The organism is Streptomyces sp. NPDC002643 (assembly GCF_053592555.1).
In genome coordinates, this window is the sequence record NZ_JBSFVY010000033.1 from 23,219 (window position 1) to 49,177 (window position 25,959).

Annotated in this window: 24 protein-coding genes; 14 read left to right on the plus strand and 10 right to left on the minus strand. The window is 71.6% G+C overall.

All coding sequences use genetic code 11. The features are described 5' to 3' along the window. Nucleotides 1-275 precede the first annotated feature (275 nt). The 4 genes from ACWD4G_RS36225 to ACWD4G_RS36240 all read left to right on the plus strand — a co-directional run bounded on the left by ACWD4G_RS36225 (nucleotide 276) and on the right by ACWD4G_RS36240 (nucleotide 3,999). Nucleotides 276-1,667: an MFS transporter gene (locus ACWD4G_RS36225; RefSeq protein WP_451301230.1), complete on the plus strand. Its 1,392-nt coding sequence runs from the start codon at nucleotides 276-278 to the stop codon at nucleotides 1,665-1,667. Nucleotides 1,668-1,809: 142 nt separating this feature from the next. Further along, nucleotides 1,810-2,301 (plus strand): hypothetical protein, encoded by a 492-nt coding sequence (locus ACWD4G_RS36230; RefSeq protein ID WP_451301232.1) that lies wholly within the window; start codon nucleotides 1,810-1,812, stop codon nucleotides 2,299-2,301. 31 nt (nucleotides 2,302-2,332) lie between these two features. Next, complete coding sequence (locus ACWD4G_RS36235; RefSeq protein ID WP_451301234.1) at nucleotides 2,333-3,124, plus strand: futalosine hydrolase; 792 nt, start codon at nucleotides 2,333-2,335, stop codon at nucleotides 3,122-3,124. Beyond that, entirely contained in the window at nucleotides 3,121-3,999 is an 879-nt protein-coding gene (locus ACWD4G_RS36240) for a 1,4-dihydroxy-6-naphthoate synthase (RefSeq protein WP_451301236.1), read from the plus strand. The genes ACWD4G_RS36235 and ACWD4G_RS36240 overlap by 4 nt, the downstream gene beginning before the upstream one ends. Nucleotides 4,000-4,081: 82 nt before the next feature. Here the strand turns inward: ACWD4G_RS36240 and ACWD4G_RS36245 are convergent, their stop codons facing one another. After that, nucleotides 4,082-4,465, minus strand: coding sequence for a cold-shock protein (locus ACWD4G_RS36245; RefSeq protein ID WP_451301238.1), 384 nt, complete (start codon nucleotides 4,463-4,465; stop codon nucleotides 4,082-4,084). Between the two features lie 173 nt (nucleotides 4,466-4,638). On the opposite strand from ACWD4G_RS36245, the gene ACWD4G_RS36250 reads away from it, so the two are divergent. Further along, nucleotides 4,639-4,896 (plus strand): hypothetical protein, encoded by a 258-nt coding sequence (locus tag ACWD4G_RS36250; protein WP_451301240.1) that lies wholly within the window; start codon nucleotides 4,639-4,641, stop codon nucleotides 4,894-4,896. Nucleotides 4,897-4,990: 94 nt separating this feature from the next. On the opposite strand, the gene ACWD4G_RS36255 is transcribed toward ACWD4G_RS36250, so the two are convergent. Further along, the gene (locus ACWD4G_RS36255; RefSeq protein ID WP_451301242.1) at nucleotides 4,991-5,620 is read right to left on the minus strand and encodes an HAD family hydrolase; all 630 of its coding nucleotides are present in this window, start codon (nucleotides 5,618-5,620) and stop codon (nucleotides 4,991-4,993) included. Nucleotides 5,621-6,047: 427 nt separating this feature from the next. Continuing rightward, nucleotides 6,048-7,187: a hypothetical protein gene (locus ACWD4G_RS36260; protein ID WP_451301244.1), complete on the minus strand. Its 1,140-nt coding sequence runs from the start codon at nucleotides 7,185-7,187 to the stop codon at nucleotides 6,048-6,050. A gap of 334 nt (nucleotides 7,188-7,521) precedes the next feature. Here ACWD4G_RS36260 and ACWD4G_RS36265 point away from each other — a divergent pair, with 334 nt between their 5' ends. Together ACWD4G_RS36265 and ACWD4G_RS36270 are read left to right on the plus strand one after the other, a co-directional pair. Continuing rightward, nucleotides 7,522-10,137 (plus strand): helicase-associated domain-containing protein, encoded by a 2,616-nt coding sequence (locus ACWD4G_RS36265; protein WP_451301246.1) that lies wholly within the window; start codon nucleotides 7,522-7,524, stop codon nucleotides 10,135-10,137. Nucleotides 10,138-10,457: 320 nt separating this feature from the next. Beyond that, nucleotides 10,458-10,628, plus strand: a complete 171-nt coding sequence (locus tag ACWD4G_RS36270; protein ID WP_451301248.1) for a hypothetical protein — start codon at nucleotides 10,458-10,460, stop codon at nucleotides 10,626-10,628. A 6-nt stretch (nucleotides 10,629-10,634) separates the two neighbouring features. Here the strand turns inward: ACWD4G_RS36270 and istB are convergent, their stop codons facing one another. Then, nucleotides 10,635-12,344, minus strand: a complete 1,710-nt coding sequence (gene istB, locus ACWD4G_RS36275) for an IS21-like element helper ATPase IstB (RefSeq protein WP_451301250.1) — start codon at nucleotides 12,342-12,344, stop codon at nucleotides 10,635-10,637. A 187-nt stretch (nucleotides 12,345-12,531) separates the two neighbouring features. Between istB and ACWD4G_RS36280 the strand changes: the two genes are divergently transcribed. Then, on the plus strand, nucleotides 12,532-14,175 hold the full coding sequence (locus tag ACWD4G_RS36280; protein WP_451301252.1) for a DNA repair helicase XPB: 1,644 nt from the start codon (nucleotides 12,532-12,534) through the stop codon (nucleotides 14,173-14,175). Nucleotides 14,176-14,202: 27 nt separating this feature from the next. Here ACWD4G_RS36280 and ACWD4G_RS36285 read toward each other — a convergent pair whose 3' ends face one another. Then, entirely contained in the window at nucleotides 14,203-14,400 is a 198-nt protein-coding gene (locus ACWD4G_RS36285) for a hypothetical protein (protein WP_451301254.1), read from the minus strand. A gap of 325 nt (nucleotides 14,401-14,725) precedes the next feature. On the opposite strand from ACWD4G_RS36285, the gene ACWD4G_RS36290 reads away from it, so the two are divergent. Continuing rightward, nucleotides 14,726-16,870, plus strand: coding sequence for a HelD family protein (locus ACWD4G_RS36290; RefSeq protein WP_451301256.1), 2,145 nt, complete (start codon nucleotides 14,726-14,728; stop codon nucleotides 16,868-16,870). A gap of 109 nt (nucleotides 16,871-16,979) precedes the next feature. Here ACWD4G_RS36290 and ACWD4G_RS36295 read toward each other — a convergent pair whose 3' ends face one another. Then, nucleotides 16,980-18,233 (minus strand): trypsin-like serine peptidase, encoded by a 1,254-nt coding sequence (locus ACWD4G_RS36295; RefSeq protein ID WP_451301258.1) that lies wholly within the window; start codon nucleotides 18,231-18,233, stop codon nucleotides 16,980-16,982. Between the two features lie 401 nt (nucleotides 18,234-18,634). On the opposite strand from ACWD4G_RS36295, the gene ACWD4G_RS36300 reads away from it, so the two are divergent. Continuing rightward, the gene (locus ACWD4G_RS36300; protein WP_451301260.1) at nucleotides 18,635-19,411 is read left to right on the plus strand and encodes an NPP1 family protein; all 777 of its coding nucleotides are present in this window, start codon (nucleotides 18,635-18,637) and stop codon (nucleotides 19,409-19,411) included. Nucleotides 19,412-19,461: 50 nt separating this feature from the next. On the opposite strand, the gene ACWD4G_RS36305 is transcribed toward ACWD4G_RS36300, so the two are convergent. Both ACWD4G_RS36305 and ACWD4G_RS36310 read right to left on the minus strand, forming a co-directional pair. Further along, complete coding sequence (locus tag ACWD4G_RS36305) at nucleotides 19,462-19,971, minus strand: hypothetical protein (protein ID WP_451301262.1); 510 nt, start codon at nucleotides 19,969-19,971, stop codon at nucleotides 19,462-19,464. Nucleotides 19,972-20,051: 80 nt separating this feature from the next. Continuing rightward, nucleotides 20,052-20,561 carry a RipA family octameric membrane protein gene (locus ACWD4G_RS36310; protein ID WP_451301263.1) on the minus strand — a complete coding sequence of 170 codons (510 nt, stop codon included), beginning with the start codon at nucleotides 20,559-20,561 and terminating at the stop codon, nucleotides 20,052-20,054. Nucleotides 20,562-20,702: 141 nt separating this feature from the next. Here ACWD4G_RS36310 and ACWD4G_RS36315 point away from each other — a divergent pair, with 141 nt between their 5' ends. Together ACWD4G_RS36315 and ACWD4G_RS36320 are read left to right on the plus strand one after the other, a co-directional pair. Next, nucleotides 20,703-21,845 carry a hypothetical protein gene (locus ACWD4G_RS36315; protein ID WP_451301265.1) on the plus strand — a complete coding sequence of 381 codons (1,143 nt, stop codon included), beginning with the start codon at nucleotides 20,703-20,705 and terminating at the stop codon, nucleotides 21,843-21,845. A gap of 77 nt (nucleotides 21,846-21,922) precedes the next feature. Further along, nucleotides 21,923-22,264, plus strand: coding sequence for a hypothetical protein (locus tag ACWD4G_RS36320; RefSeq protein ID WP_451301267.1), 342 nt, complete (start codon nucleotides 21,923-21,925; stop codon nucleotides 22,262-22,264). A 557-nt stretch (nucleotides 22,265-22,821) separates the two neighbouring features. On the opposite strand, the gene ACWD4G_RS36325 is transcribed toward ACWD4G_RS36320, so the two are convergent. After that, nucleotides 22,822-23,607 carry a copper homeostasis protein CutC gene (locus ACWD4G_RS36325; RefSeq protein ID WP_451301269.1) on the minus strand — a complete coding sequence of 262 codons (786 nt, stop codon included), beginning with the start codon at nucleotides 23,605-23,607 and terminating at the stop codon, nucleotides 22,822-22,824. Between the two features lie 138 nt (nucleotides 23,608-23,745). Continuing rightward, a complete protein-coding gene (locus ACWD4G_RS36330; protein ID WP_451301271.1) occupies nucleotides 23,746-24,420 on the minus strand; it encodes a maleylpyruvate isomerase family mycothiol-dependent enzyme in 675 nt (224 codons plus the stop codon). A gap of 448 nt (nucleotides 24,421-24,868) precedes the next feature. Here ACWD4G_RS36330 and ACWD4G_RS36335 point away from each other — a divergent pair, with 448 nt between their 5' ends. Both ACWD4G_RS36335 and ACWD4G_RS36340 read left to right on the plus strand, forming a co-directional pair. Beyond that, nucleotides 24,869-25,090: a hypothetical protein gene (locus tag ACWD4G_RS36335; protein WP_451301273.1), complete on the plus strand. Its 222-nt coding sequence runs from the start codon at nucleotides 24,869-24,871 to the stop codon at nucleotides 25,088-25,090. Between the two features lie 118 nt (nucleotides 25,091-25,208). Then, entirely contained in the window at nucleotides 25,209-25,934 is a 726-nt protein-coding gene (locus ACWD4G_RS36340) for an HD domain-containing protein (RefSeq protein ID WP_451301275.1), read from the plus strand. Nucleotides 25,935-25,959: the final 25 nt, after the last annotated feature.

A 25,959-nucleotide genomic window follows, 5' to 3' on the forward strand; every position in this document is an offset into this window, starting at 1 on the left:
GCACCCCGGACCCCGCGCAAGAGCTCGATCCATCGGGTCGTGGGGCGTGTGCGGGTGGGTGGGGGCTGGTCGCGCAGTTCCCCGCGCCCCTTTCGGGCCTGCGGCCCGATAAAGCCGGGGCGCAGCCCCAGGCTTTCAGGGGCGCGGGGAACTGCGCGACCAGCCACGACGCAGCCGTACACGCAACACAACCGCAACCACCCGAGCTCTCCGGCGCCCCAGCCCCCCGGAGGGTTGCCGCACTATCGACCCCCTTCTCGGGGCACTATGACGGAGTGACCGGCGCCGGACGGACTCGTGGGCGTGACGGGTCGGGTCGGGTGACCGGAGCCGTCCGCTCGGTGGGCCGCGCGCTGCACCTCCCGCTCACCGGCCCCGCCCGAGGCATCCGCAAGGCCACCCACGCCCACGGCGCCGGCGAATCCGGACTCGGCAAACTCATCGAACTCCACGGGGTCAACGGCGCCGGCGACGTCATGATCACCGTCTCCCTCGCCTCCACGGTCTTCTTCTCCGTCCCCACCGACGAGGCCCGGGGCCGGGTCGCCCTCTACCTGGCCATCACCCTCGCCCCCTTCGCCCTCCTCGCCCCGGTCGTCGGCCCCCTCCTCGACCGTCTCCCGCACGGCCGCCGCGCCGCGATGGCCTGCGCCATGCTCGCCCGCGCCCTCCTCGCCCTGGTCCTGGTGGGCGCGGTCGAGAGCGGCGGCATCGAGCTGTACCCGGCGGCCCTGGGCGTCCTCGTCGCGTCCAAGGCGTACGGAGTCGTACGGAGTGCCGTCGTCCCCCGGCTCCTCCCGCCCCGGTTCTCCCTCGTCAAGGCGAACTCCCGCGTCACCCTCTGCGGTCTCCTCGCCACCGGCGTGGCGGCCCCCATCGGCGCCGGGCTCCAGGCCCTGGGCCCCCGCTGGCCCCTCTACGGCGCCTTCGTGATCTTCGTGGCCGGAACCTTTCTCTCCTTCTCCCTCCCCCACAAGGTCGACTCGGCGAAGGGCGAGGACCGGGCCCTGCTCGCGGCGGACCCCGAGCATCTCCACGGCCCGCACCGCCCCAGCACCCTCAAACGGCCGGGCTTGCGCACGGTCGGCCCTGCCGTCACCCACGCCCTCGCCGCCAACGCCGCCCTCCGCTGTCTCTCCGGCTTCCTGATCTTCTTCCTGGCGTTCCTGCTCCGCGTCCATCCGCTCGCCGGTCAGAGCGCCGCCGTCTCCCTCGGCATGGTCGCCGTGGCGGCGGGCACCGGAAACGCCCTCGGCACCGCCGTGGGGGCCTGGGTGAAGCAGCGCGCACCGGAGCTGATCATCGTGACCGTCGTCGCCGTGGAGCTGGGGGTGGCGATCATGGCGGCCTGCTTCTTCGGCGCGTTCCTGATCGCCTGTCTCGCGGCGGTCGCCGGTTTCTCGCAGGCCCTGTCCAAGCTGGCGCTGGACGCCCTGATCCAGCGCGACGTCCCGGAACTGGTGCGCACCTCCGCGTTCGCCCGCTCGGAGACCCTGCTGCAGATGGCCTGGGTGGTGGGCGGCGGCATCGGCATCGCGCTCCCCCTGAACGGCACCCTCGGCCTCTCCGTGGCCGCCGCGATCGTCGCCGCCGGCTGGTTCACCACGGTCCGCGGCCTCCTCTCCTCCGCCCGCCACGGCGGCGCCCCCCGCACCCGAGTGGCCTGACCCGACGGCCCCGCCGACCCACCCGTACGCGCCCCGCGCCCACGCCCCATGACCGGCACGCCGTACGCCCGCGCCCGCCCCCGCGACCGGCACGCCGTACCCACGTGGGAACACCCCTGGACACGCCCGATAGCCTTCGCGCATGACCTCTCTGCACCGCGGCGGAGCCGCTAATCGACACAGCCGTCGCGCCGCGGCCACTCTCGGCGCTGTTTCCGCCGGCCTCCTCCTGCTGTCGGCCTGCGACGAGCCGACGCCGATCGCCACCGTGACGCTTGGCAAGGAGTCGGTGCACGCCGAGGCCGAGTGCTACGGGACGCTCAGCATCGAACAGGTCCAGAAGTGCGCGAAGGAGAAGCCCTCCGAGTCGGTCGAGCTGCCGCAGGGCGAGACGCTGCGCATCGGTGTCGACCCCGAGATCGCGGACACCGGCTGGGCCCTGTGGATCGACGGGGAGCAGGCCACCAACCCGTACAAGAAGACGTACTACACCTTCGCGGACCCCGGGCTCTTCACCGCCCAGCCCGGCCAGGAGGCCAAGAAGTCGCTGACCATCAGCGTCGTCGAGCAGAACAAGGAAGGCACCGACTTCCAGGGCGTGTGGAACTTCACGCTCACCAACCCCGACGCCTGATCCGCGCCCGTACGCGGCTCCACCCCCGCCCATGCGCATCCTCGTAGCCACCGCGGTCCCACCCGAACGGGACGCGGTGGCACGGGCGTTCCCGGGCGAGTACGAAGCGGTACGCCTCCCGGCGGCGACCCTCCACCGCCACACCCCCGGACCCCACCCCACCGGTCCCCCGGGTGACCCCCTCTCCTACGACCTCCTCGCCGCCGGGGTCGGCCCCGCCCTGGCCGCCGCCTCCACCGCCACCGCGCTGACCGCGGCGGCCCTCGCCGGTACGCCGTACGCCCTGGTGATCTCGGCCGGTATCGCGGGCGGTTTCCAGCCGGAGGCCCCGGTCGGCTCGCTGGTCCTCGCCGACCGGATCACGGCGGCCGATCTGGGCGCCGAGACACCGGAGGGCTTTCTCCCGGTCACCGAGTTGGGGTTCGGCACGGTCACGCACCACCCGCCGCGCGCCCTCGTACGCCGGGTCGCGCCGGCGATCGGCGCGCGCGTGGGCACCGTGCTGACGGTCTCGACGGTGACGGGCAGCGCGCAGCGCGCCCTCGCGCTCCGGACCCGCCACCCGCACGCCGTGGCCGAGGCGATGGAGGGCTTCGGTGTGGCGGAGGCCGCCACCGCGCACACCACCCCCGTCCTCGAACTCCGGGCGATCTCCAACCCGGTGGGCCCCCGCGAACGAGCGGCCTGGCGCATCGGCGACGCGCTCGCCGCCCTCACGGACGCCTTCGGGAAGCTGACGCCGGTACTGGGGAGTTGGCACCCACAGGACCCCGACGGGCCCGAGGCGGCGAAAGAAACCACCGAGGAAGGCGCCCCCCCATGACGACCAGTGAAGGTGAACCGGTGCGCACCCCCGCCGAACCGGTGCGGATCGCGTACTCGCCCTGCCCCAACGACACGTTCGTCTTCGACGCCTGGGCGCACGGCCGCGTCCCGGGCGCACCCGCGCCGGACGTCACGTTCGCGGACATCGACATCACCAACGGCATGGCCGAGCGCGGAGAGTTGGACGTGCTGAAGGTGTCGTACGCCGTCCTGCCGTACGTCCTCGACGAGTACGCCCTGCTGCCGTGCGGCGGCGCGCTGGGCCGGGGCTGCGGCCCGCTGGTGCTGACGAGGGAGCCGGGCGCGGACCTCACCGGCCGTACGGTGGCGGTGCCGAGCGAGAGGTCGACCGCGTACATGCTGTTCCGCCTGTGGGCGGCGGACACCCTGCCCGGCGGGGTCGGCGAGATCGTCGTGCTGCCGTTCCACGAGATCATGCCGGCGGTACGGGACGGAAAGGTCGACGCGGGTCTGGTCATCCACGAGGCCCGCTTCACGTACCGGAACTACGGCCTGCACAAGCTGGCGGACATGGGCGAGCACTGGGAGCACACGACCGGCCTCCCCATCCCCCTGGGCGCGATCATCGCGAAACGCTCGCTGGGGACGGAGACCCTGACGAGGCTCGCCGAGACGATCCGCGCCTCGGTCCGCGCGGCATGGGACGACCCGGAGGTCTCCCGCCCGTATGTCCTCGAACACGCCCAGGAGATGGACCCGGCCGTCGCCGACCAGCACATCGGTCTGTACGTCAACGAGTTCACGGCGGACCTGGGCGAGGACGGCTACGCGGCGATCCGGGGCTTGCTCACCCGTGCGGCGGCCGAGGGACTGGTACCGCCCCTCGGCCCGACAGCCCTGGATTTCCCCTGATCCAGCTGCCCTACCTGACTCGGATGGCCTACCTGCCCGGGATGGCCTGCCTGACTCGGATGGCCTGCCTGCCCGGGATGGCCTACACGTCCAATTGGTCGGCGACGGCGCGGAGGAGACCGGCGATCTTCTTGCCGGCGGCGCGGTCGGGGTAGCGGCCGCGCTCCAGCATCGGTGTGATGTTCTCCAGCAGGGTCGTCAGATCCTGCACGATCGACGCGAGCTCGTCGGGCTTCTTGCGCTGGGCGGCGGCGACCGACGGGGCCGGTTCCAGGATCGTCACGGAGAGGGCCTGATCGCCGCGCTGACCGGCGACGACGCCGAACTCGACGCGCTGTCCCGGCTTCAGGGTGTCGACACCGGTGGGCAGTACGGAGGAGTGGACGAAGACGTCACCGCCGTCGTCGCGGGAGAGAAAGCCGAAGCCCTTCTCGCTGTTGAACCACTTGACCTTGCCGGTAGGCACGTCTGTCCTCGTCCTCGTACTCGTCGGAAACTGCGTCGGAAAGTTCGCACTAACTGCTCTGGATAGCACTACAGCGGGCCGTCGGGACCCGCCGGTACCAAGGCTAATGGTCCGGGGGCGGCTGACAAGACGTCGCCCGACTGTTCCCTCGCGCTGGGAACTACCCTGGTCCGGTGCGTGACAAAACCCAACCGAATTCCGCCGAACCCGGTGACCGGCTGATCCGCGTCGGCGCGATCGTCTTCTTCACCGGCACCGCGGCCACGCTGATCACCGTGGCCCCCCTGTTCCTGGGCACCACGCCTTTCCCCACATACATGTTCGCTTTGAGCATGTTGATGGGGGTGGGATTCCTGATCGCGGGGGCGGGTGTACTGCAGTCGATCGCGGCGGGGAGGAAGAAGGCGAGGGAGGCAAGTTCAACGCCCTGACAACGTCGCGGCCCACGAATGATTGGCGGCGCAGCCGCCATCAAGGGGCGCGGGGAACGGCGCGACCAGCCCCAACGCACCCGCACCCGCTGTCCTACGCACACTCCCCACCCATTAGGCGCGTTTCCAACCACCCCGGAAACTCCGTCAAATCCCCCAACACAACATCCGCACCGGCCACCCTCAATTCCCGCTCATCACAAGGCCCCGTAGCAACCCCCACGGAATACGCCCCGGCAACACGCGCCCCCCGCACATCCCCCACATGGTCCCCGACGTACACCCCCGCCCCATGCGCGCGCAGCGCCCCCGCCTTGGCCTCGGCCCACAGATCCCCGATCACCTCGTCCGGCCCCAGCCCCAGGTGTTCGAGGTGCAGCTTCGCGTTCGGCTCGTACTTGGCGGTGACCACGATCGCCCGCCCCCCGGCCGCCTGAACCGCGGCGATCGCCTGCGCGGCACCCGGCATCGCCGGTGTCGCCGCGATAGCGATAGCGGGGTACATCGCGCGGTACAGGTCGGCCATCGCCGGCACCTCATCGGCCGGGAACCAGTGCACCAGCTCGTCCACCAGCGGCGGCCCCAGCCGGGTGATCGCGAGATCGGCGTCAATGTACGTCCCCGTCCGCGCGGCCAGCGCCTCGTAACAGGCGTGAATGCCCGGCCTCGAGTCGATCAACGTCATGTCGAGGTCGAACCCGACGGTCAACGCAGGAGAAGTCATATCCCTCATTCTGCCCAGCCCCTACCCGCCCCCACGCGTGCCCTCCGGGGCGGGACCGCGGCATGGGTCGGGCCGGGGCGACCTGGTCGGGCCAGGGCAGCCGAGGTCTGCCGGGGGGCAACCGGAGAAGACCGGAGCGGGCCGGAGACCGAGGCACGGCGGCGGCGAAGGCCGGGCCGAGGGCCCGGTGGAGCGGGACGTCAGCGGACCGACCAACGCAGACCGAAACAGACAGACGGAGCAGGACGTCAGCGGACCGACCAACGCAGACCGGAACAGCCGAGACCGACCGGGGCCGGGGCGGGCACCGGCGCGTCCGTACGGATCACCTGGGCCGCTGCGATCGCCACAGCAGATAGGCGGCGGAAGAGAGCATCGCGATACGGAGGGCACAGAGCCACGGCAGACACCGGCCCGGCCGCATCGATCACCTGGGCCGCTGCGATCGCCACAGCAGATAGGCGGCGGAGGAGAGCGCGGCGATGCGAAGGGTCCAGGGCCAGGACTCGGTGAGGGCGGCGTTCATCTGGCCCTTGGCGATCGGGTCGCCCCAGCGGCCGTCGCTGCGGCCCCAGAGCCAGACGATCCAGCCCCCGGCCACCACTCCGGGAACACCCAGCACGGCCCACTTCGACTCGTCGGGTGTGAGCCGCCGTGAGAGATACGCGATCAGCCATCCGAGCCCCAACGGCACCAGGCTCCCGATCACGGCCCCCGCGACCAGCAGCGCGGCGGCCAGCAACAGCAGCGGGTTGCTCCACCCACCACCGGCGGGCCGCAACCGGAGCAGCCGAGGCCGCCGGGAGGCACCTTCGACGGCATCACCCGCGGCCCCCTGCGCGGCGCCCCCGCCACCACCCTCACCCGCGCCCTCCGCGCCCTCGCGGGCCGGCGCCTCCCCCGGCTGCCCGGCCCCCGCCCCGGCCGCCCCGTCCTCCTTCGCCGGCGGCGGCTTCAACAGCTCCGGGATCTCCACACCCCCGACGAACCCCGGTACGGCGTCCCCGATCCCGACCCCGGCCCCGAACCCGAAGTCGTCGCCGGGCCCCCGTCCAGGCCCGTCCCCGACCCGCCACCAGTCGGTCTGCGCGCCGTCACCGAGTTGGTCCAGCGGGGCGAGGTGGGGCGGCGAGGCACCGTCAGCGGCCGGCGGCGGGGTCGGCCCGGCGGGCCGCTCGGAGGGGCGGGGGCGCGGAACCACCCGCCGCAGGCTCTTGGACAGCCCTCCGGTCCACCCCTCGACGGCGCCGTCCTCCTCACCCTCGGTGGCCCGCTGCACGGGTACGGCGGCCCTCGGCTCCGGGGCGACCGGCGCCTGCGCCCCCTCGCCGACTCCACCGGGGGCGCCCGCGGCGGCGACGACGTCGTCCGGGGTACCGAGGCGGGCGATGATGCGGCGTACGGCGGCGGGGCTGTCCACCGGGGCCTTGGCGCGGCGCCGGTCGATCTCGTTGCGCAACTCCGAGACCAGCCGCATACGGGCCGACGACGGCAACTGCCGTTGCTGAGCCAGATCACCGACTCGGCTCAGATACTCGTAGACGACCTGGTCACTCTCAATCCCCACGAGGCCCCTCCGGGGGTTAGCCGCATCCCTCCAACGACCGTATCGCTTCCAGGTACGCGGGGTTGTACGCCGCCTTCTGGGCACCCGGCGGCCGGCGTCGGCCCTGGGGGCCGGGGTTTCGCTTACCGGCGCTGACAGGGTGCCGCCTGCGCCCACCCGTGCCGCCCCTAGCGGCACGCCTGCCCGCAGGGAGGCGGGCGACTAGTGGCCGCCGGGCACATCAAAGGGGCGCGGGGAACTGCGCGAGCAACCACCCACCACCCGCAGTCGCGAACCGACCCGCACCCCCGAGCTACTAGGCGCCCTCCGCACCCCCTCCGCTACCGTTGACCGGATGAGCACCGAGGAGCCCAGCACCACGGACGCCGGCCCGCCACAGGAAACGCCCGCGACAGCCACCGCATCCCCCCGTTCCCTAGCGGCAGCGCTCCGCACGCGCGACGACCACTCACTCGCCGTGCTGCTCCGAACGCGCCCGGATCTCATCACCCCCGTCCCCACGGACCTGACCCAGCTCGCCACCCGCGCCGGCACCCGCGCCTCCGTCGTACGCGCCCTGGAACGCCTCGACCGCTTCACCTCCCAGACCGCCCAGGCCCTGGCCGTGGCCGCGGACCCGGCGTCGTACGACGAACTCCTCCACCTCATGGCGGGCGACGAGCCGGACCCGACGATCGCCGCCGCGCTCCCCCGCGCCGTCGCGGCCCTGCGGGCGCAGGCCCTCCTCTGGGGCGCCGACGACCGCCTCCGCCTCGTACGGACGGCCCGCGAACTCCTCACGCCCTCCCCGCAGCACCCGTCCCCGACCGGGCTGGGCCCGACCGTCGCCGAGGCCACCTCCGGGATGTCGCCGGGCCGGGTGCAGGAGATCGTCGCGGCGGCCGGGCTGGCGAGTACGCATGACTCGGTGTCGGCGGTCACCGCGCTCATGGAACTGTTCACGGACCGGCGGCGGATGTCGGCCCTCCTCGACGACGCTCCCGCCGAGTCCCTGGACGTGCTGGACCGGCTGGTGTGGGGCCCGCCGTACGGGCAGGTCACGGCGCACCCGGCGGCGCATCTGCGCTGGCTGCTGGACCGGGGCCTGCTGCTGCCCACGACGCCGGGCACGGTCGTTCTGCCCCGTGAGGTCGCTTTGCATCTGCGGGCGGGTCGCGCGCACCGGGAGGTCGAGGCCGTGCCGCCGCCCGTCGAGGCGGCGGCCGCCCACCGTCCACAGGTTGTGGACGCGACGGCGGCCGGGCAGGCGTACACGGCGCTCGCGACCGTCGAGGAGTTGCTGAAGGACTGGGACGAGGGCGGCCCGAACGTCCTGCGCGCGGGCGGGCTGAGCGTCCGCGATCTGAAGCGGACCGCCGTCGCCCTCGACGTGCCCGAGCCGGTCGCCGCCTTCTGGGTCGAACTCGCCTACGCCGCCGGTCTGTTGGCCTCGGACGGCGAGGCCGACGAGCGGTACGCGGCGACGCCCGCGTACGACGAGTGGCTGGAGCTGCCCGCCGCCGAGCGCTGGGCGCGGCTGGCGACGGCATGGCTGTCGGCGACCCGTACGGCGGGCGTGGTCGGTGAACGGGACGCCAAGGACCGTACGTTGTCGGCGCTGGGCCCGGGTCTGGACCGTTCGGCGGCGCCCGAGGTACGGCACCGGGTGCTGGCGTTGCTCGCCGGGCTGCCGGAGGGCACGGCCGCCGCCCCCGGCTCCGTACTGGCCAGGCTGCGCTGGGAACGCCCCTCGCGCGGCCGGCAGCCCGACGACCTCCGTACCCGCCTCGCCGAATGGACCCTCACCGAGGCCGAACGACTGGGTGTCACCGGCCGGGGCGCCCTGTCCGCCCACGGCCGCGCACTCCTCGCCCTGCCACACCAGCCCCCACCGGCGGACACCGGCAGCCTCCCGGAAACCCCAGGCGACAAACTCCCCGCCCATCACATCCCCGTCCCCCACGACCCCATCGCCCCCTCTGCCGCCCTCCCGGGCTCTCCAGACCCCGTCCTGGAACAGGCCGCCGCGGCGGCCCGCGCCGCCCGTCTCCTCGCCCCCCTCCTCCCCGAGCCCCTCGACCACGTCCTGCTCCAGGCGGACCTGACCGCGGTGGCACCGGGCCCGTTGGAGCGGCCCCTGGCGGACATGCTGGGCGTGCTGGCGGACGTGGAGTCGAAGGGGGGCGCGACGGTGTACCGGTTCACGCCGGGTTCGGTACGACGCGCCCTGGACGCCGGTCGGACCGCCTCCGACCTCCACGACTTCCTGGCCGCCCACTCCCGTACGCCGATCCCGCAGCCGCTCGCCTATCTGATCGACGACGTCGCCCGGCGCCACGGCCATCTGCGGATCGGCGCGGCCTCGGCGTACGTGCGCTGCGACGACGACGCGATGCTCAGCGAGATCCTCGCCGACAAGCGCTCCCAGGGCCTCGGGCTGCGCCGCCTCGCCCCGACGGTCCTGGCCGCCCAGGCGGACCCGGCGGCACTGCTGGAGGGGCTGCGGGCGATGGGCTATGCCCCGGCCGCCGAGTCGGCGGAGGGCGACGTACTGATCACCCGCGCCCATGCCCACCGCACTCCGCCGCGTACGGCCCCGGAGCCGGTCCCGGACGGCCCGCCGCCCCCCGACGACACCCTGCTCGGCGCCGCGATCCGCGCCATCCGCGCCGGTGACCTGGCCTCCACCGCGCCCCGCAAGACCCCCGGCGACGGCCCGGCCCCGTCCGGCGCCCTGCCCCGCACCGGCTCCGCCGAGACCCTCGCCACGATGCAGGCCGCCGTCCTGACCGGCGAGGCCCTCTGGATCGGCTACGTCAACGCCGAGGGCTCCGCCAGCCAACGCGTCATCGCCCCCGTCCGCGTAGAGGGCGGCTTCGTCACGGCCTACGACCACACAGCCGACGAGGTCCGCACGTTCCCACTGCACCGCATCACCGGGGTGGCGGAGCTGGCCGACGACTCCCTCTGACCGACCGGCCCGAAGGGCCGACTTTCATAGGCCCGCAGGGCCATGAAAAGGGGCGCGGGGAACTGCGCGACCAGCCACGACGAGCCCGCACCCGCAAACCGACAAGCACCCCCGAGCTATTAGGCGAGCTGCGGCCAATGATCAAGCAGCCTCCCGCACCTCACCCATTCGGGCGTACGCCAACGTTCATGCAGGCCACCCCACCATTTCCCCCCTACGAGCGGTCGCGAACGAGTGCACGCATCGGGACCCGGCCCCCCGGGCAGCCACCCTGTGTCCGATCGAGATCAACTCCCCACGCTCGAAAGGCCCTTGTACACATGCGCCCCCTCTCCACCCTGCTCGCCCTCCTCGCCACCGCGACCCTCCTCGGCGCCCTCGCCACCCCGGCGGCGGCGGCCAACCCCGTCATCCCCGAACTCGGCACGCTGGTCGGCGAGGGCCTGTCCCTGGAGGGCCCGCTGATCCAGAACGTCAGCCTCCTCCAGTGACCCGGCTCAAGTGACCCGGCGCAGCCGGTAGCTGTCCCCTTCGAGGTGGACGATGTCGGCATGGTGGGCGAGACGGTCGACCAACGCCGGCGCGGCCCCGCCGAAGATCTCGTCCCAGCGGCCGAGCGGACGGTCGCTGGTGACGATCAGCGCGCCCCGCTCGTAGCGCCGGGCGACGAGTTGGAAGAACAGCCGGGCGGTGTCCGAGTCGAAGGGCAGATAGCCGACCTCGTCGACGATCAGCAGCGGGCAGGCGTCCAGCGCGGCCAACTCCTCGGCCAGCCGCCCCTCCGCCCGCGCCCCGGCGAGCCTCGCGGCCCACTCCTCGGCGGTCGCGAACAGCACCCGGTGCCCGGCCTGACAGGCCCGCACACCGAGCCCGATCGCGAGATGCGTCTTGCCGGTGCCGGGGGCGCCCACGAACACCACGTTCCGCGCGGCCCCGATGAAGTCCAGCGTCCCGAGCCGGGCCATCAACTGCCGGTCGTACGAGCGCGGATACTCCTCGTCGAACTCCTCCAACACCTTCCGCACCGGGAACCCGGCGGCCCGCACCCGCCCCTCGACCCCACCCTCGTACGGCACGAGCCGCGTCCCGCCCCGAGCGAACCGCGTCTCGAACGCCGCGTAGTTCTCATACGAACGCGCCTGCGCCGGAATCGGCAGCGGCGCCGGAAGCAACGCGGGCGCCGCGTGCCCGGGGGCGGCGGGCGCCGGGGCGACGTGCCCCGGAACGGAGTCGGCGGGAGCCGACGCCGAGGTGTAACCGAAGCCGACGCCCGCATGGGCCGGGCCGAAGTGGTCGACGACGCCGGCGGTGTGACCGCCGGCGACGAAGTCCCCGGCAGCGGCGGCGTGGCCGTCGTTGGCGGCGCCAGCAGTCGCCCGGGGGGCCGCGTGCCCGCTCACCCCCGTTTCCACGGCCGCCGCCCTCCCGGCCACCCCGACCTGCTCGGCCCGCTCCCCGCCGCCGACCCCCTGCGACCCCGCCGGTTCCTTCGACCCCCCGCGACCCCCATGCGACTCACTTGACCCATGTGACCCGTGGAGCCCATGCGACCCATGGACGTCACTGGGCCCATGGGGCGCATGGGCATCACTGGACCCATAGGCCCCATGCGACCCACCAGACCCATGCGCCCCACTCCCCCCATGCGACCCATGCCCCTTGTCCCCCCGCAACATCGGCCCCGACATATACGCCAGCAGCACCGCCGAGGCGATGAAGGCCATATGGATCACCGTGCCCCACAGGAGCGCGTGGTGGGAGGTGTGGTGGACGTCCACGAACATCTGGAGGAGGTGGACGGAGGAGATGCCGACGATGGCGGTGGCCAGCTTGACCTTGAGTACGTTGGAGTTGACGTGCGAAAGCCATTCCGGCTGGTCACGGTGGCCCTGGAGGCCGATTCGGGAGACGAAGGTCTCATAGCCGCCGACGATGGTCATGATCAGCAGATTGGCGATCATGACGACATCGACCAGCTTGAGCACCGCGAGCATGACGTAGTTCTCGGTGGCCATCCCGGTCACGCACTTCGTGATTAACGTCCACAGCTCATTGAAGAACTTGTAGACATACACGCCTTGCGCGGCGACCAGCCCGAAGTACAACGGTGCCTGAAGCCATCGGGTGGCGAACAGGGCGTACCCGAGCGTGGTGCCCTGCGGTGAGGCGGACGGGGTGGCCGGGACTGCGGGGGTCGTTGGCTGCACGGTTGGCCATTCTTCGGAACCATTGCCGCAAATCTGAATTCCGGCCACTCATCGGAATGAATAGACATCCAATAGGACTGGTCGCGGACTGATCGCTCGGAAGGACCCCACGAGATCGGCCTCACGAAAAGCCATAACGATCAGGCACACTGGACGTTTGGCCCACACGGAAGGGATGTGTACGTAGGTGAATGGTCCACTCATCGTCCAGTCCGACAAGACGCTGCTCCTGGAAGTCGATCACGAGCAGGCGGACGAGTGTCGGCGGGCCATCGCCCCGTTCGCGGAGTTGGAACGGGCTCCGGAGCACATCCACACCTATCGGGTGACGCCCCTGGGACTGTGGAACGCCCGGGCCGCCGGCCATGACGCCGAGCAGGTCGTGGACGCGCTGGTGCAGTTCAGCCGGTATCCGGTGCCGCACGCCCTGCTGGTCGACATCGCCGAGACGATGGACCGCTACGGTCGGCTCACCCTCTCCAAGCACCCCGCCCACGGCCTGGTGCTGACCACCACCGACCGGCCCGTCCTTGAGGAGATCCTGCGGTCCAAGAGGATCACCCCGCTCGTCGGCGCCCGGATCGACCCGGACACCGTCGCCGTGCACCCCTCCGAGCGCGGGCAGATCAAGCAGACCCTGCTGAAGCTCGGCTGGCCGGCCGAGGACCTCGCCGGATACGTGGACGGCGAGGCGCACCCGATCGAGCTGAACGAGGACGGCTGGGCGCTACGGCCGTATCAGAAGCAGGCCGTGGAGAACTTCTGGCACGGCGGGAGCGGGGTCGTGGTGCTGCCGTGCGGCGCCGGGAAGACCCTCGTCGGCGCCGGGTCCATGGCCCAGGCCAAGTCGACCACCCTGATCCTCGTCACCAACACCGTCTCGGCCCGGCAGTGGAAGCACGAGCTGGTGAAGCGGACCTCGCTGACCGAGGACGAGATCGGCGAGTACAGCGGTACGCGAAAGGAGATCCGCCCGGTCACCATCGCCACCTATCAGGTGCTGACGACCAAGCGGAAGGGTGTCTACCCGCACCTGGAGCTGTTCGACTCCCGGGACTGGGGTCTGATCGTCTACGACGAGGTGCATCTGCTGCCCGCTCCCGTCTTCAAGTTCACGGCGGATCTTCAGGCCCGGCGCCGGCTGGGGCTGACCGCCACCCTGGTGCGTGAGGACGGCCGTGAGTCCGACGTCTTCTCCCTCATCGGGCCCAAGCGGTTCGACGCGCCCTGGAAGGAGATCGAGGCGCAGGGCTATATCGCGCCCGCCGACTGTGTCGAGGTCAGGGTGAACCTCACGGACTCCGAGCGGCTCGCCTATGCCACCGCCGAGCAGGAGGAGAAGTACCGCTTCTGTTCGACGACCGCGACCAAGCGGAAGGTGACCGAGGCCATCGTGCGGCGGTTCGCCGGGCAGCAGATCCTCGTCATCGGGCAGTACATCGACCAACTCGACGAGCTGGGCGCCCACTTGGACGCGCCGGTAATCAAGGGCGAGACGTCCAACGCCCAGCGCGAGAAGCTCTTCGACGCCTTCCGCGAGGGCGAGATCCATGTGCTCGTGGTGTCGAAGGTGGCCAACTTCTCCATCGACCTCCCCGAGGCCACCGTCGCCATCCAGGTGTCCGGCACCTTCGGCTCACGGCAGGAGGAGGCCCAGCGGCTGGGACGGGTCCTGCGCCCCAAGGCGGACGGGCATCAGGCCCACTTCTACTCCGTCGTCGCCCGGGACACCATCGACCAGGACTTCGCCGCCCACCGCCAGCGCTTCCTTGCGGAACAGGGCTATGCCTACCGGATCATGGACGCCGACGAACTGCTGACGGAGGGCTGAACACCACCGACGGCACCTTAGGGCGCGTCACCGTCGGCGTATGCCCGCTTCCTCCGCGTACTCGCCGAGGACGACGACGCCGAACGCGGCGCCCGCGAAGACCTTGAGGGCGCGCAGGGCGTCGGCGAGACGGTGGGGCCGGTGGTGGTCGTCGAGACCGGTCGCGCCGGACGGCGGGCCGGGTCGGCCGGAGGCCGATGCTGGGATGAAGGTCGCTGCACTCATGTCTCCATGGTGGAACGTCCGCCTTTGGATTACGTCGGTCCAGGGAGTGAACCCGCTGAGCCCCGAGCTCCCTCTCAGGTCCCGCCGCCCCCTAGTACCCACGATGTACACGGCCCCTAGGGCTACGGGGCGGCAGGAGGACGGCCGTCCCCGGGCTGTGGAAATCCATTGGCCTTCACGCCCGGCGTTCACCTAGACTCTCCGCTCTTGCCCGCCTCCCGGCAGTCGTCGTGGAGTGCCGTCGACCGGACGGAAACCGGTCGGCCTCCGCCGCTCAGCGGCCCGTACGTCCCGTACACCCCACAGGCACCCCGGAGGCACCCCCTTGTCCGCGCCCGCCGCCGACCCCGCGCCCGCCGACGATCGCTCACCCGCCGACGCGACCGGCACCGAAGTGACCGACGCCGTCGACCCCCTCTCCCGTGAGCGCTCCCATCTCGCCTCCTCCCGTTCGGCCCTCCGGGCCATGCGGGAGGACGTGGAGGCACTCGACATCAGGGATGTCACGGCGAACTGGGTGAACGCCGAGGCGCTCGCCCATCAGATCGACGAGCGGATCAAGGCGCTCGCCGACCTCAGCGACACCCCGCTGTTCTTCGGCCGCCTCGACTACCTCCACGCCCCCGGCGCCGACCAGGCCGAGGGAGCGGAAGGCGAACGCCCGCGGCCGGAGGCCGCTTATCAGACACTGCACATCGGGCGGCGGCACGTGCACGACGCCGACGGCGACCCCATGGTCATCGACTGGCGTGCGCCGGTGTCGCAGCCCTTCTACCGGGCGTCCAAGAAGGACCCGATGGACATCGGGCTCAGGCGCCGGTTCGGCTACACCGGCGGTGATCTCACCGCGTACGAGGACGAGCACCTCTCCGACCCGGCCGAGGCCGAAAGCGAGACGGGGACCGCCAGCAGGCTGCTCCAGCAGGAGATCGAACGTCCGCGTGTCGGCCCGATGCGGGACATCGTCGCGACCATCCAGCCCGAACAGGACGAGATCGTGCGGTCGGATCTGTCGGGCAGTCTGTGCGTCCAGGGCGGTCCCGGGACCGGGAAGACCGCCGTGGGTCTGCACCGGGTCGCCTACCTCCTCTACGCCCACCGCGAGCGGCTGTCCCGTACCGGCACCCTCGTCATCGGCCCGAACCGGTCCTTCCTCCACTACATCGAGCAAGTCCTCCCCGCCCTCGGCGAGTTGGAGGTCAAGCAGGCGACCGTCGACGATCTCGTCGCCCATGTGGAGGTACGGGGCACGGACGAGGCGGCCGCGGCCGTCGTCAAGGGCGACGCCCGGATGGCCGAGGTGCTCCGCCGGGCCGTCCGCTCGCATGTCACCGTCCCCACCGAGCCCGTCGTGGTCGTACGGGGGTCGCGGCGCTGGCGCGTACCGGCGTACGAGGTCGAGGAGATCGTGCGGGAACTGCTGGAGCGGGACATCCGTTACGGGGCCGCGCGGGAGGCGTTGCCGCAGCGGATCGCGCATGCCGTGCTCGTCCAGATGGAGCGGTCCGGTGAGGCGCCCGACGACCGGGTGCAGGACGCGGTGGCCCGCAACCCGGCCGTGAAGGCGGCCGTCAAGGCGATCTGGCCGCCGGTCGACCCGGCCAAGCTCGTCCTCAGGCTTCTCTCCGACGCGGACTTCCTCGCGACGCACGCGGAGGGGATTCTCAGCGAGGACGAGTGCAAGACGATCCTCTGGGCGAAGCCGGCGCGGAGTGTGAAGGGCGCCAAGTGGTCGGCGGCCGACGCCGTGTTGATCGACGAGGCGACGGATCTCGTCCAGCGCACGCACTCACTCGGGCATGTCGTCCTCGACGAGGCGCAGGACCTCTCCCCGATGCAGTACCGCGCGGTCGGCCGCCGCTGCACCACCGGTTCCGCGACCGTCCTCGGCGACCTCGCGCAGGGCACCACCCCCTGGGCGACCCGGAGTTGGCAGGAGGCCCTGGCCCACCTCGGCAAGGCGGAGGCCCATGTCGAGGAGCTGACCGCCGGTTTCCGCGTCCCGACCGACGTCATCACCTACGCCTCCCGTCTCCTCCCCCATATCGCCCCCGGCCTCACCCCGGTCGCCTCGGTCCGCGAGAACCCGGGCTTCTTCGAGGTTCGCGACATCGCCGAGGACGCGGAAGTCATCGCCGGATGTGAGGAGTTGCTCCGCAACGAGGGTTCCGTCGGCCTCATCGCCGCCGACGCCCGCGTACCCGTCCTCGCCGAGGCGCTGACGGCGGCCGGGATCGGTTACCTCTCCCCCGGCGAGGAGACGACGTACGAGACCCGCCTCACCCTCGTACCGGCCTCGCTCGCCAAGGGACTTGAGTACGACTACGTGGTGCTCGACGAGCCGCGGGCCGTCGTCGACGGCGAGCCCGACGAACGGACCGGTCTGCGCCGCCTGTACGTGGCGCTCACGCGAGCCGTGTCGGGCCTGATCGTCACCCACGCGGCCTCGCTGCCGCCGCAGTTGGCGTAATCCGTACGGAAACGAGGGCGCCCCCGGCGACCGAGGTCACCGGGGGCGTCGCGGGCGCCGAGGCCCGCCCGAACGTGTGGCCGACCGACTGGATCGGCCGCCGTTGGGCCTACTTGAACTTGTTGCTGGTCGCCAAGTACACCTGCTTGGCGTTCTTGCCCAGGCGCGGGCCGGTGATGAACGTGGACCGGTCGCTGAGGGAGTTGTTGGAGACCAGGTAGGTGCGGCCCTTGTGGGTCATGTACCAGGGGCCGCCGGAGGCGCCGCCGTTCATGGTGCAGCCGACCATGTACTGGGCGGGGTAGCTGCTGGGGTAGCTGTAGCCGAGGACGAAGCGCTTGGTGGCGCCCTGGCAGTGGTACATCTTCGAGCCGTCGTACGGCGACTCGGCCGGGTAGCCGCGGACCTTCATCTTCTTGATCTTGTTGGCGGCCGGGGCGTTGAACCACACGGGAAGGGCTCCGCCGACCCGCTCCTCCAGGGACTTGCTGCCCTTCTCGGGCTTCACGTGCAGCACGGCGTAGTCGTACGCGGCGGCCACGGTGCCCTGGCTGGCGGCGCCGCCCTTGATCCAGCTGCCGGAGGTCGTGGCCCAGTTGGCCCAGTAGATGCCGTACGGGGAGACGCTCTTGGCGCGGTAGTTGCGCGAGGCCTGGCTGATGTTGAGCTTGCCGCTGTTGTTGAACGACGGGATGAAGGCGATGTTGCGGTACCAGCCGCCGCCCTTGCCCGCGTGGACGCAGTGGCCGGCGGTCCACACCATGTTGGACTTGCCGGGGTGGTTCGGGTCCTTCACCACGGCGGCCGAGCAGACGCTGGAGCCCTGCGGGGTGGTGAAGAAGAGCTTGCCGACCGTGGAGGCGTTCTTGTGGTAGGTCGGCTTGACCTTGGTGGCCTTCTGCCGCTTCACCTTGCCGTCGGGCAGCCAGACCTGCGTGGTCTTGCTCTTGCCCTTCTTCACACTGCCCGCCTCCGCGATCTGCGGCAGCTCCGGGATCGCCTCCTTGGCCTCGGCGATCCGCTCCGGGGTCCAGAAGTCCTCGATGTACGGGTTGGCGAAGTCCTCCGCCGCGGAGGCCCAGTCGCTGAAGTCCTCCCAGCCGCCGTTCTTCCACTTCTGCAGCGCGTCACCGGTGAGTTCGGTGGGCACGCCCTCCGGCAGCTTGAAGCCGCCGATGGTCGTGTCACCGTCGCCCTCGTTCTCGCCGGTGTCGATGGTGTCCCCGGAGCCGGCCTGGGTGGTCGACTGGTCCGAGGCCTTGGTGTCGCTGTTGTCCGTCTTGCTGCAGGCGGTGGTGGTGACCATGATCGCGGCGATCACGGCGGCGGCTGCCGCGAGGCCGCGGCGGCGTATGGATGGCATGGAGCGGTGTCCCCCTGTGGCCGAAACTTGTCATGCCCCCGCTTGGCTTGGGGCGGACACAACTATGCACGCGCGCGAGCCGTGATGGATCGTCGGGGGCCCCTGGGCGCAGAGTTCGCACACAACAACTACGTGGCGGATATCAGCCCGTGATGTGACACGGCGTCACACCACACACCCCGTCCGGCTCCCGCTGCCCCCACGCACAGCGTTCTCACATTGATTGATTCTTCATCGCTCCGACACCTCCCGCCTCTTGTGGACTACCGGCGGGTAGGGCGAACCTGACCTGCGCATGCCATCCCCCACGCCGCAGTACGCGCTCCACCCGAGGCACATGCCCCCACGCCCCCCACCGGCCCCGGCATCACCCCCGAGCCGCGGCCCCCCAGGAGGACGCAGTGAAGAAGAAGACAAGCTCGCGCATCGGCAGATCCGCGCTCACCGTCGGCGGCGCGCTCGCGCTGGTCGTCGGGATCGCCGGCAGCGCCTACGCCGCCCCGCCGGCCGCGCTGCCCGCGGGCGCGGAGACGCTGGAGACGACCTGGCAGCCCGCGTACGACTACGACACCGACGGCTGTTACCCGACCCCGGCCATCGGCCCCACCGGAACGGTCAACGGCGGACTCAGCCCGACCGGTTCGCTCAGCGGTGAGTGCCACGACCAGTCGGACCTGGACAACACCAACGGCTACTCGCGCTACAAGTGCAACAACGGCTGGTGCGCGATCATGTACGACCTCTACTTCGAGAAGGACCAGGCGCTCGCCAACAGCAGCATCGGCGGCCACCGTCACGACTGGGAGCACGTCGTCGTCTGGGTCCAGAACGGCAGCGCGCAGTACGTCTCGACGTCCAACCACGGCGACTTCACCGTCCACGCCGCGTCCTCGGTCATCTGGACCGGCACGCACCCGAAGATCGTGTACCACAAGGACGGCGCCAGCACCCACTGCTTCCGCCTCGCGGGCACGAGCGACGAGCCGCCGGAGAACCACGAGGGCACCTGGCAGTACCCGCCACTCGTCGGCTGGAACGGCTACCCGTCCACCGCGATCCGCGACACCCTCGTCGCGTACGACTTCGGCAGCGCCAACTTCGGCCTGAAGGACGGCAGTTTCGAGTCCAACCTCACGGCCGCGATGCCGTCGGGGATCTCGTTCGACCCGAACGCCTGACCGGCCGCGGCGCGGCGGACACAGCCCGAAAGGCGTGCCCCGGGGACCGTTCAGGTTTCCGGGGCGCGCCCCTCGTTCCTCCGGCTCGCGCCTTCGGGCCAGATCACGTCGACCGGGAGGCCGAGTCGGTGGGCCTCGGCGACGGTGGTGGCGGTGCCGCCCCGGGCGGTCGAGGACTCGCCGTCCCATACGGCGATCAGCCGGTCCGCGCGCTCCAGCAGAACCCCGTTGGCGTCCTCGTACGCCTGCCCGTCCGCGCGCTCATGCCCGAGGACGACGACCTCGTCGGCGGCTTCGACGAGCCGGTCGAACGTTTCGGCGTGCTCGGCGCCCACGTGCCGTTCCCGGTAGTCCCGCGACGGGATCACCGCGACCAGACGGCCGTCGAGGGCGAGCACCGCCTCGGCGAAGAGCGAGTCCGCGCCACTGGCGAGGCAGGAGAGCCCGGTGATCCCCTGCCGCCGCCGGTACCGTTCGAGGAGGTCCCGCAGGGCTTGCCGGACAAGGGGAACGCTCGCCTCCGTCAGGTCCATGTGCCCGGTCACGGCGATGACGGTCACGCGGGTCTCACCTGCTGCCTCCAGTCGGCGCGGAGAAGGAGTTCGCGGATCTTATGCCGCGGCCCCGCCGACCGGAAGTGCTACATCGTCAGCGCGAGGAACCCGACCACATAGGCGGCCACGAACAGGGGCGGCACCCACTGTTCGAGACGGGTCAGGGGCATATAGCGGCGCCAGTCCTCGCCCTCCCCCAACTCCGTCCATTCGGCGCGGGAGTAGGCGTAGGCGGGGAGCCGGTTCTCGAACGCCCCGATCACCGCCCATTTCGCCGTGTTCAGCTGACGGTACGAGCGGACCATCAGGTACCACGCCGCGCACTGTCCGACGAGGATCAGCAGACCGGCGAGGAGCAACCAGACCGACACGCTTCCCGGCCTCGGCCCCAGACCGCCGACCATGGCCGTGGCGATGGCGCTGTTGAGCGACAGGAAGAAGGTGTTGGCAGCACCTCGCCGCGCGCTGACGCGGTCGGCGGTCTCGACACAGAGCTTGTACTGCTCGAAGAGCACTCCCTGGTAAGGGGTGTTGGCGGGGGTGTAGCTCTCGGGGGCGACGTCGGAGTTCCACAGGGAGTGGTGGAGGTCTGCCATGCGCTCATCATGGCCGCCGGAGCGGGATGCCGTGGACGTGCGCCCGTACGTGCCACGAAAGAGCGAATCCGGGGTCGTGGCCCTGCTCAACCCTCGTTGTTCGATTGCGGGTTGACCACGGCCTCCGATCTGGTGTGTTTCATGACTGAACACCCCCTTCCGGACCCCTCGGTCCAAGGCTCCCCTCCGCCCCACTCCCACTCCCACTCCCCCTCCTCCATCCCCTCCTTCGGTACTCCCCGTCGACGGCAGCGTCCGCTGCTGGGTTGCGCGTTGCGGCTCGTGGGCATGGGGGGAACGCTCTGCGGTGGGCTGCTGGTGATGATGTCGGCGAAACGGCTCAACACGGTCTTCATCCCCACCCCCTTCGGCGACCCCATGTGGAAGAACGTTCTGATCGTCCTGGTGTGCGGGCTCTGGGGCGCGTTCTCGCTGCTGGTGGGCGCGCGGATGCGGCGGCACGGGCGGCGCCACCACGTCCGGGTGGTCAGGACGCTGGAGGAGGCCCGGCGTGAACCGTACGTTCTGTATCTGCGCCCCTTCGCGGAGGACGTGACCGGGAGGTCGATGCCGCACGCGTTCAGCCGTTGGATGGGGGTGGGCGGCTCGCTGGTGAACGGCAGTTCGCTGACGCTGGAGGAGGGCGTGTGCCGGGCGTTCAGCGGCTTCGGCCGCCCGCTCGCCGTGGGGGAACCCGACGAGGCGCTGCCCCTGGCCGGCTCGCGCCGCCTCTACCTCCCCCTCCACGACTGGCAGCCCACCGTCACTTCTCTGATCACCGACGCGCGCCTCGTCCTCCTCGTGGCCGGTACGAGCAAGGGCACCCTGTGGGAACTCACCGAGGTGACGCGCCTGCGCCGCCCCGAGTGCGTGGTGGTCCTGCTCTACGGCGACCGGGAGAAGGACGAGTACGACGTCCGGGAGGCGTACGACGCCTTCCGGGCCGCCGCCGAGCGCGAACTCGCCGAGCGGGCCGAGGAGTTGCGGGAGGTCCATGGCGCCGGCTGGCAGCCGCCCCGCTTCCCGCCCCTCCCCGGTTTCCATGACCCGAGCAGCCTGAAGTGGGTCCCGCTCCTGCGGGCCGTGATCCGGTTCCGGTCCGACTGGACGCCCGAGGTCGTGCTCCTCGATCCGACGGCCGTCAGCGCCTGGACGTACGAGGGGCGGGTGCGCAAGATGAACCGCAGCCAGTTGCTGCCGCTGCTCGCGGAGTTGCGCCATGAACTGGAGGGGACGGCCGAGGGTCGGGCCCGGCTGTCGCCGCTTCCGGCGGACCCTCGGTGACCGTTGAGTACGCGGGCGTCGACGACTGAGTACGTCGGCGGGTGTGCGGGCACCCGCACCCCTGCTGGACTGCTGTCATGACCACGGACACCTCGCGCCCCCTCTCCCTGCGGAAGGTCACGGCCACGGCCACGGCGACCGGCTCGGCCGTCGCGGTGGTGCTGCTGCCGCTGCTGGTCGGGGCGTTGGCCGCACGCTCGGTCGGGGGTGACCCGATGGCATCGGTCAACGCGATGATCGCGGGCGGCGGCCAACGCGCCAAACTCACCCGCACCCAACTACGCGGCTGCGGCCACCGAGCCCTGACCACGGCCCGCGACACCTGGAACCACTCCCGGAACACATGGGACACACGGGGCCACTCAACGTGGTGGCCAATCAGAAGACCGAACGGGACTGCCGACGGGCCGAAGGGTTAGACCGGCGGTAGGACGGTGAGACCACCGGGGGGCGTCGGCGGAGCCGCCTGTGGGGCCCGTCAGTGGGCCTATCGCCGGGCCGGTCGGCGGAGCCGCACGTGGCGCCCGTCAGTGGGCCGGTCGGCGGGCGGTCCGCGACGCCCGCCCATGGCGCCCGTCAGTGGGGCCACCAGCAGAGCCACCGACAGGCGCATTGCGGAACCGCCTGCGGGGCCCATCGCTGGGCCCGTCGACGGAACCACCCGTGGCGCCCGCCAGTAAGCCGGTCAGTGGGCCGGTCAGTGGGCCGGTCGTGGCACCCGTAAGTGAGCCCGTCAGCGGGCCGGTCAGCGAAGCCGCCCGTGGCGCCCGTCAGTAGGCCGGTCGGCGGGCGGACCCGCGAAGCCGCCTTCGGGGCCGTCGCTGGCCCGTGGGCCTGGCCCGTGGGCAGCCAATCGCGAAGCCGCCCGCGACGCCCGTCGGCGCGGGCCAGCCGGCGAAGCCGGGTGCGGGCGCGTCAGCGAGCCGATCGGTGGGCCCGGCCGGTCAGGCCTTCGGCGGAGCCGTCAGCAGGACGGTCACCGTCGAGTCGCCTTCGCCCCGCCCGAACCCTGGGCCCCCTCCAAGGCCCCACCCCCGCCCCAAGTCCTCCCCCCGTCGTCCCCTCTCCCCCCGCGCGCGTCCAACGCCCGCCGCCATTGCCGTACGGCGTCGGGGTCGACCGGTGAGGGCCAGCCGGCTGGGCGGGACGCGGTGCCGATGTGGAAGGCGTCGATGCCGGCGGCGCGGAGGGTGGGGACGTGGTCGAGTCTCAGGCCGCCGCCCACCAGGAGCCGTTGAGCGTAGCCGGGCTCGCCCCGCCGCGCGGCTTCGGCGAGGAGGACGGCCGTCCCCGCGTCGACGCCCTCCGCCGAACCGGCGGTGAGGTAGCCGTCCAGCCCCGGCAGGTCGGCGAGTTGCTTGCGGAGGGCGTCGCGGTCGGCGGCGCGGTCGATGGCCCGGTGGAACGTCCAGCGGCAGCCGTCGAGTTCGGCGACGACCCGCTCCAGGGCCCGCAGGTCGGGGGCGCCGCCCTCGTCCAGGAACCCCAGCACGAACTCCTCGGCCCCCGCCGCGCGCATGTCGCACGCGGCCCGCACCAGCGCGTCCACGTCACCCGCCGCGAAACCGTCCGCCAGCCGCAGCATGACCCGTGCGGGGATGTCGACCGCGCCGTGCACCTCGACGAACGTCCCCACGGACGGGGTCAGCCCGTCCGCCGCCATGTCGGTGACCAGCTCCAGCCGATCCGCCCCTCCGGCCTGAGCGGCGACGGCTTCCTCGGCTCCGAGGGCGATCACCTCCAACAGCGCGCGCGTGCCCATGGGGCCCCTTTCTCGTACGTTCTCACTCCGGCGACAGGTCTAGTCCAATTTTAGCAACAGGCGACACGTGACCCGCCGAAAGCGCCTTTCGCCCTTCGCCTACGTCTGATGACTCCCCGGGAAAGACCCGGCCAGGGCTCAGCCGAAGAGATTCAGCTCGGCCCCCGTGGCGCCGGCCAGTTCGTACGACGCGTCCGGGGTCGGGCGGCGCCCCATGCAGAGCCGTACGAGGGTCGCGCCGTCGCCGATGTACCGCGCGGGCGGAGCGTCGCCGCTCGGCGCCCCGAGCCTCAGGGGCTCGTCCAGGTCGTCGAGGTCGGCGTGGAGCGGAAGGGTGCCGCGTACGCGGGTGAGGTGGGCCAACAGGGTGAGCGCGAGCGGCAGTTGGGCTCCGCCGTAGGCGTCCGGCAGGCCCCAGGCGTCCCGTACGTCCCCGGCGTGCACCCACTCCCCGAGGGCGAGGCCGTCCAGCGCCCCGCCGGCCTCGGCGATCACCGCCCCGGCGTCCGTCATCCCCCGCTCCAACTCGTCCACGATCCGCCCCACCGGCCACTCACCCCGCTCGGCGATGTCCCGGTCGTTGGACTCCGGACTGAACACACCCTCCTCGAACCGACCCTCGATCACCCGGGACAACGCGGCCGAGGAGTGCGCCAGCACATCCCGCACCGACCACCCCGGACAACAGGTCCCCACCCCGAAGTCGTCCTCCGCCCGCTCCCGCAACAGAGGCACGAGAACGTCCCGTTCGGCGACCAGCAACCGCCCCGGCAGCTCCGGAACCCGTACAGCGTGCGCATCAGCAGCAGTCATGAAACCCACGCTAGGGCCTGTGCCGAACACAGGACACCGGACACCTTCAGCGAATCCGCACATCGCATACGCAACCACGGCGCGAGGGACACGTAAGCGGACGCGAAATCCGTGTGCGCGCCCGCCGTATGACGTCCCGTCGGCCTGGAGCGTCCCGTTCGAGAGGTTCGAGAAGTTCGAGAACGCGGCCGCCACCGCCGCCGGGCGCCGGAGTCGTGCGACTTGTGGAGGGACTGGCCAGCAGTCGCCCACGAACGGTGTGCGCGTCTGCACAGATGCGTCGCGTGTGCGATCGGCTTCCCGGCCGTTAACGCCGGTTCACTGGCTGCCCGACGTGCTCCGTGCTTTGATCCTGTCCGCCGCGGGGCCCGTGCGCTGTCCCAGCGCGGCCGTTCTCCCGCCGCCCGCCACCCCCCTTGTGGATCATCCATACGAAGGGAAGTCCCCCATGAACTCCGCTCACCAGTTTGAGACCGTCGAGATCTCCGACGCCGACCTCGACAACGTCTCCGGTGGCCTGAACCCGAGCGCCGGCCTCACCGTCGGCCCGGCGTCGGTCAGCTCCGCCGATGTCCTGGCCCAGGTCGACGCCGTCAAGAACGACGTCCTGGGCACCGTCGAGGGCACCCTCGGCCAGTACGCCCACGTCTGCGTCAACGTCTCCGTCTGACCGACGCCGTGATGAACTGACCGACGCCTGGCGAAGCCCCCGGCGCGGGAGCGCGTCCACAACCGTGGCCGCCCCTCCCCGCCGGGGGCTTCGCCGTGCCCCACGGCAGAATGCCCCCATGCCCGACCCCGACACCCCCGACACCCCCGACGCCCTCAGCTCCCGGTGGCTGGGCGCCCTGCTCTCCGCCCGCGAGGGCACGCCCCACCCGAGCCCGGCCCCGTACGCCGCCAACCTGATCGCCCGCTGGTCCGAGCCCCAGCGGAAGTACCACACGCTGGACCATCTGACCGCAGTACTCGACCACATCGACACGCTGGCGGAGTACGCCGACGACCCGGACGTGGTCCGGCTGGCCGCCTGGTTCCACGACGCCGTCTACCTCCCCGAGCGGTCGACGAACGAGGAGCGGTCGGCGCGGCTGGCCGAGCGTGCGCTGCCGGAGGCCGGGGTGCCGGAGGCAAAGGTCGCGGAGGTCGCCCGGCTGGTCCGCCTCACCGTCACCCACGCCCCGGCGGACGACGACCGCAACGGCCAGGTCCTCTGCGACGCCGACCTGGCGATCCTGGCGTCCGCCCCCGACGCGTACGCCGCGTACGCCGCCGCCGTACGCGAGGAGTACGGCTTCGTCCCGGACGAGGTGTTCCGCCGGGGCCGCGCCGGCGTACTCCGCCAACTCCTCGCCCTGCCAAAGCTGTTCAGGACCCCGTACGGGGAGCGGGAGTGGGAGCGGCGGGCCCGCGAGAACCTGCGGAGGGAACTGGCCGACCTGACGACCGACCCAGCAGGCGCCCCGGCCACCGCCCCACCCACCGAGCAGCCGACCGAGGGCCCGACCGACTGAACCAGGGGAACGCGACCCGGCCGAG

Excerpts from the sequence above, each read along its gene's own strand:
- ACWD4G_RS36240 (WP_451301236.1), top strand. The coding sequence starts at position 3,121 with ATGACGACCAGTGAAGGTGAACCGGTGCGCACCCCCGCCGAACCGGTG.
- ACWD4G_RS36285 (WP_451301254.1), bottom strand. The coding sequence starts at position 14,400 with ATGAGTGCAGCGACCTTCATCCCAGCATCGGCCTCCGGCCGACCCGGC.
- ACWD4G_RS36320 (WP_451301267.1), top strand. The coding sequence starts at position 21,923 with ATGACCACGGACACCTCGCGCCCCCTCTCCCTGCGGAAGGTCACGGCC.
- ACWD4G_RS36270 (WP_451301248.1), top strand. The coding sequence starts at position 10,458 with ATGCGCCCCCTCTCCACCCTGCTCGCCCTCCTCGCCACCGCGACCCTC.
- ACWD4G_RS36335 (WP_451301273.1), top strand. The coding sequence starts at position 24,869 with ATGAACTCCGCTCACCAGTTTGAGACCGTCGAGATCTCCGACGCCGAC.
- ACWD4G_RS36330 (WP_451301271.1), bottom strand. The coding sequence starts at position 24,420 with ATGACTGCTGCTGATGCGCACGCTGTACGGGTTCCGGAGCTGCCGGGG.
- ACWD4G_RS36235 (WP_451301234.1), top strand. The coding sequence starts at position 2,333 with ATGCGCATCCTCGTAGCCACCGCGGTCCCACCCGAACGGGACGCGGTG.
- ACWD4G_RS36295 (WP_451301258.1), bottom strand. The coding sequence starts at position 18,233 with ATGCCATCCATACGCCGCCGCGGCCTCGCGGCAGCCGCCGCCGTGATC.
- ACWD4G_RS36265 (WP_451301246.1), top strand. The coding sequence starts at position 7,522 with ATGAGCACCGAGGAGCCCAGCACCACGGACGCCGGCCCGCCACAGGAA.
- ACWD4G_RS36340 (WP_451301275.1), top strand. The coding sequence starts at position 25,209 with ATGCCCGACCCCGACACCCCCGACACCCCCGACGCCCTCAGCTCCCGG.
- ACWD4G_RS36230 (WP_451301232.1), top strand. The coding sequence starts at position 1,810 with ATGACCTCTCTGCACCGCGGCGGAGCCGCTAATCGACACAGCCGTCGC.
- ACWD4G_RS36325 (WP_451301269.1), bottom strand. The coding sequence starts at position 23,607 with ATGGGCACGCGCGCGCTGTTGGAGGTGATCGCCCTCGGAGCCGAGGAA.
- ACWD4G_RS36315 (WP_451301265.1), top strand. The coding sequence starts at position 20,703 with ATGACTGAACACCCCCTTCCGGACCCCTCGGTCCAAGGCTCCCCTCCG.
- ACWD4G_RS36255 (WP_451301242.1), bottom strand. The coding sequence starts at position 5,620 with ATGACTTCTCCTGCGTTGACCGTCGGGTTCGACCTCGACATGACGTTG.
- ACWD4G_RS36310 (WP_451301263.1), bottom strand. The coding sequence starts at position 20,561 with ATGGCAGACCTCCACCACTCCCTGTGGAACTCCGACGTCGCCCCCGAG.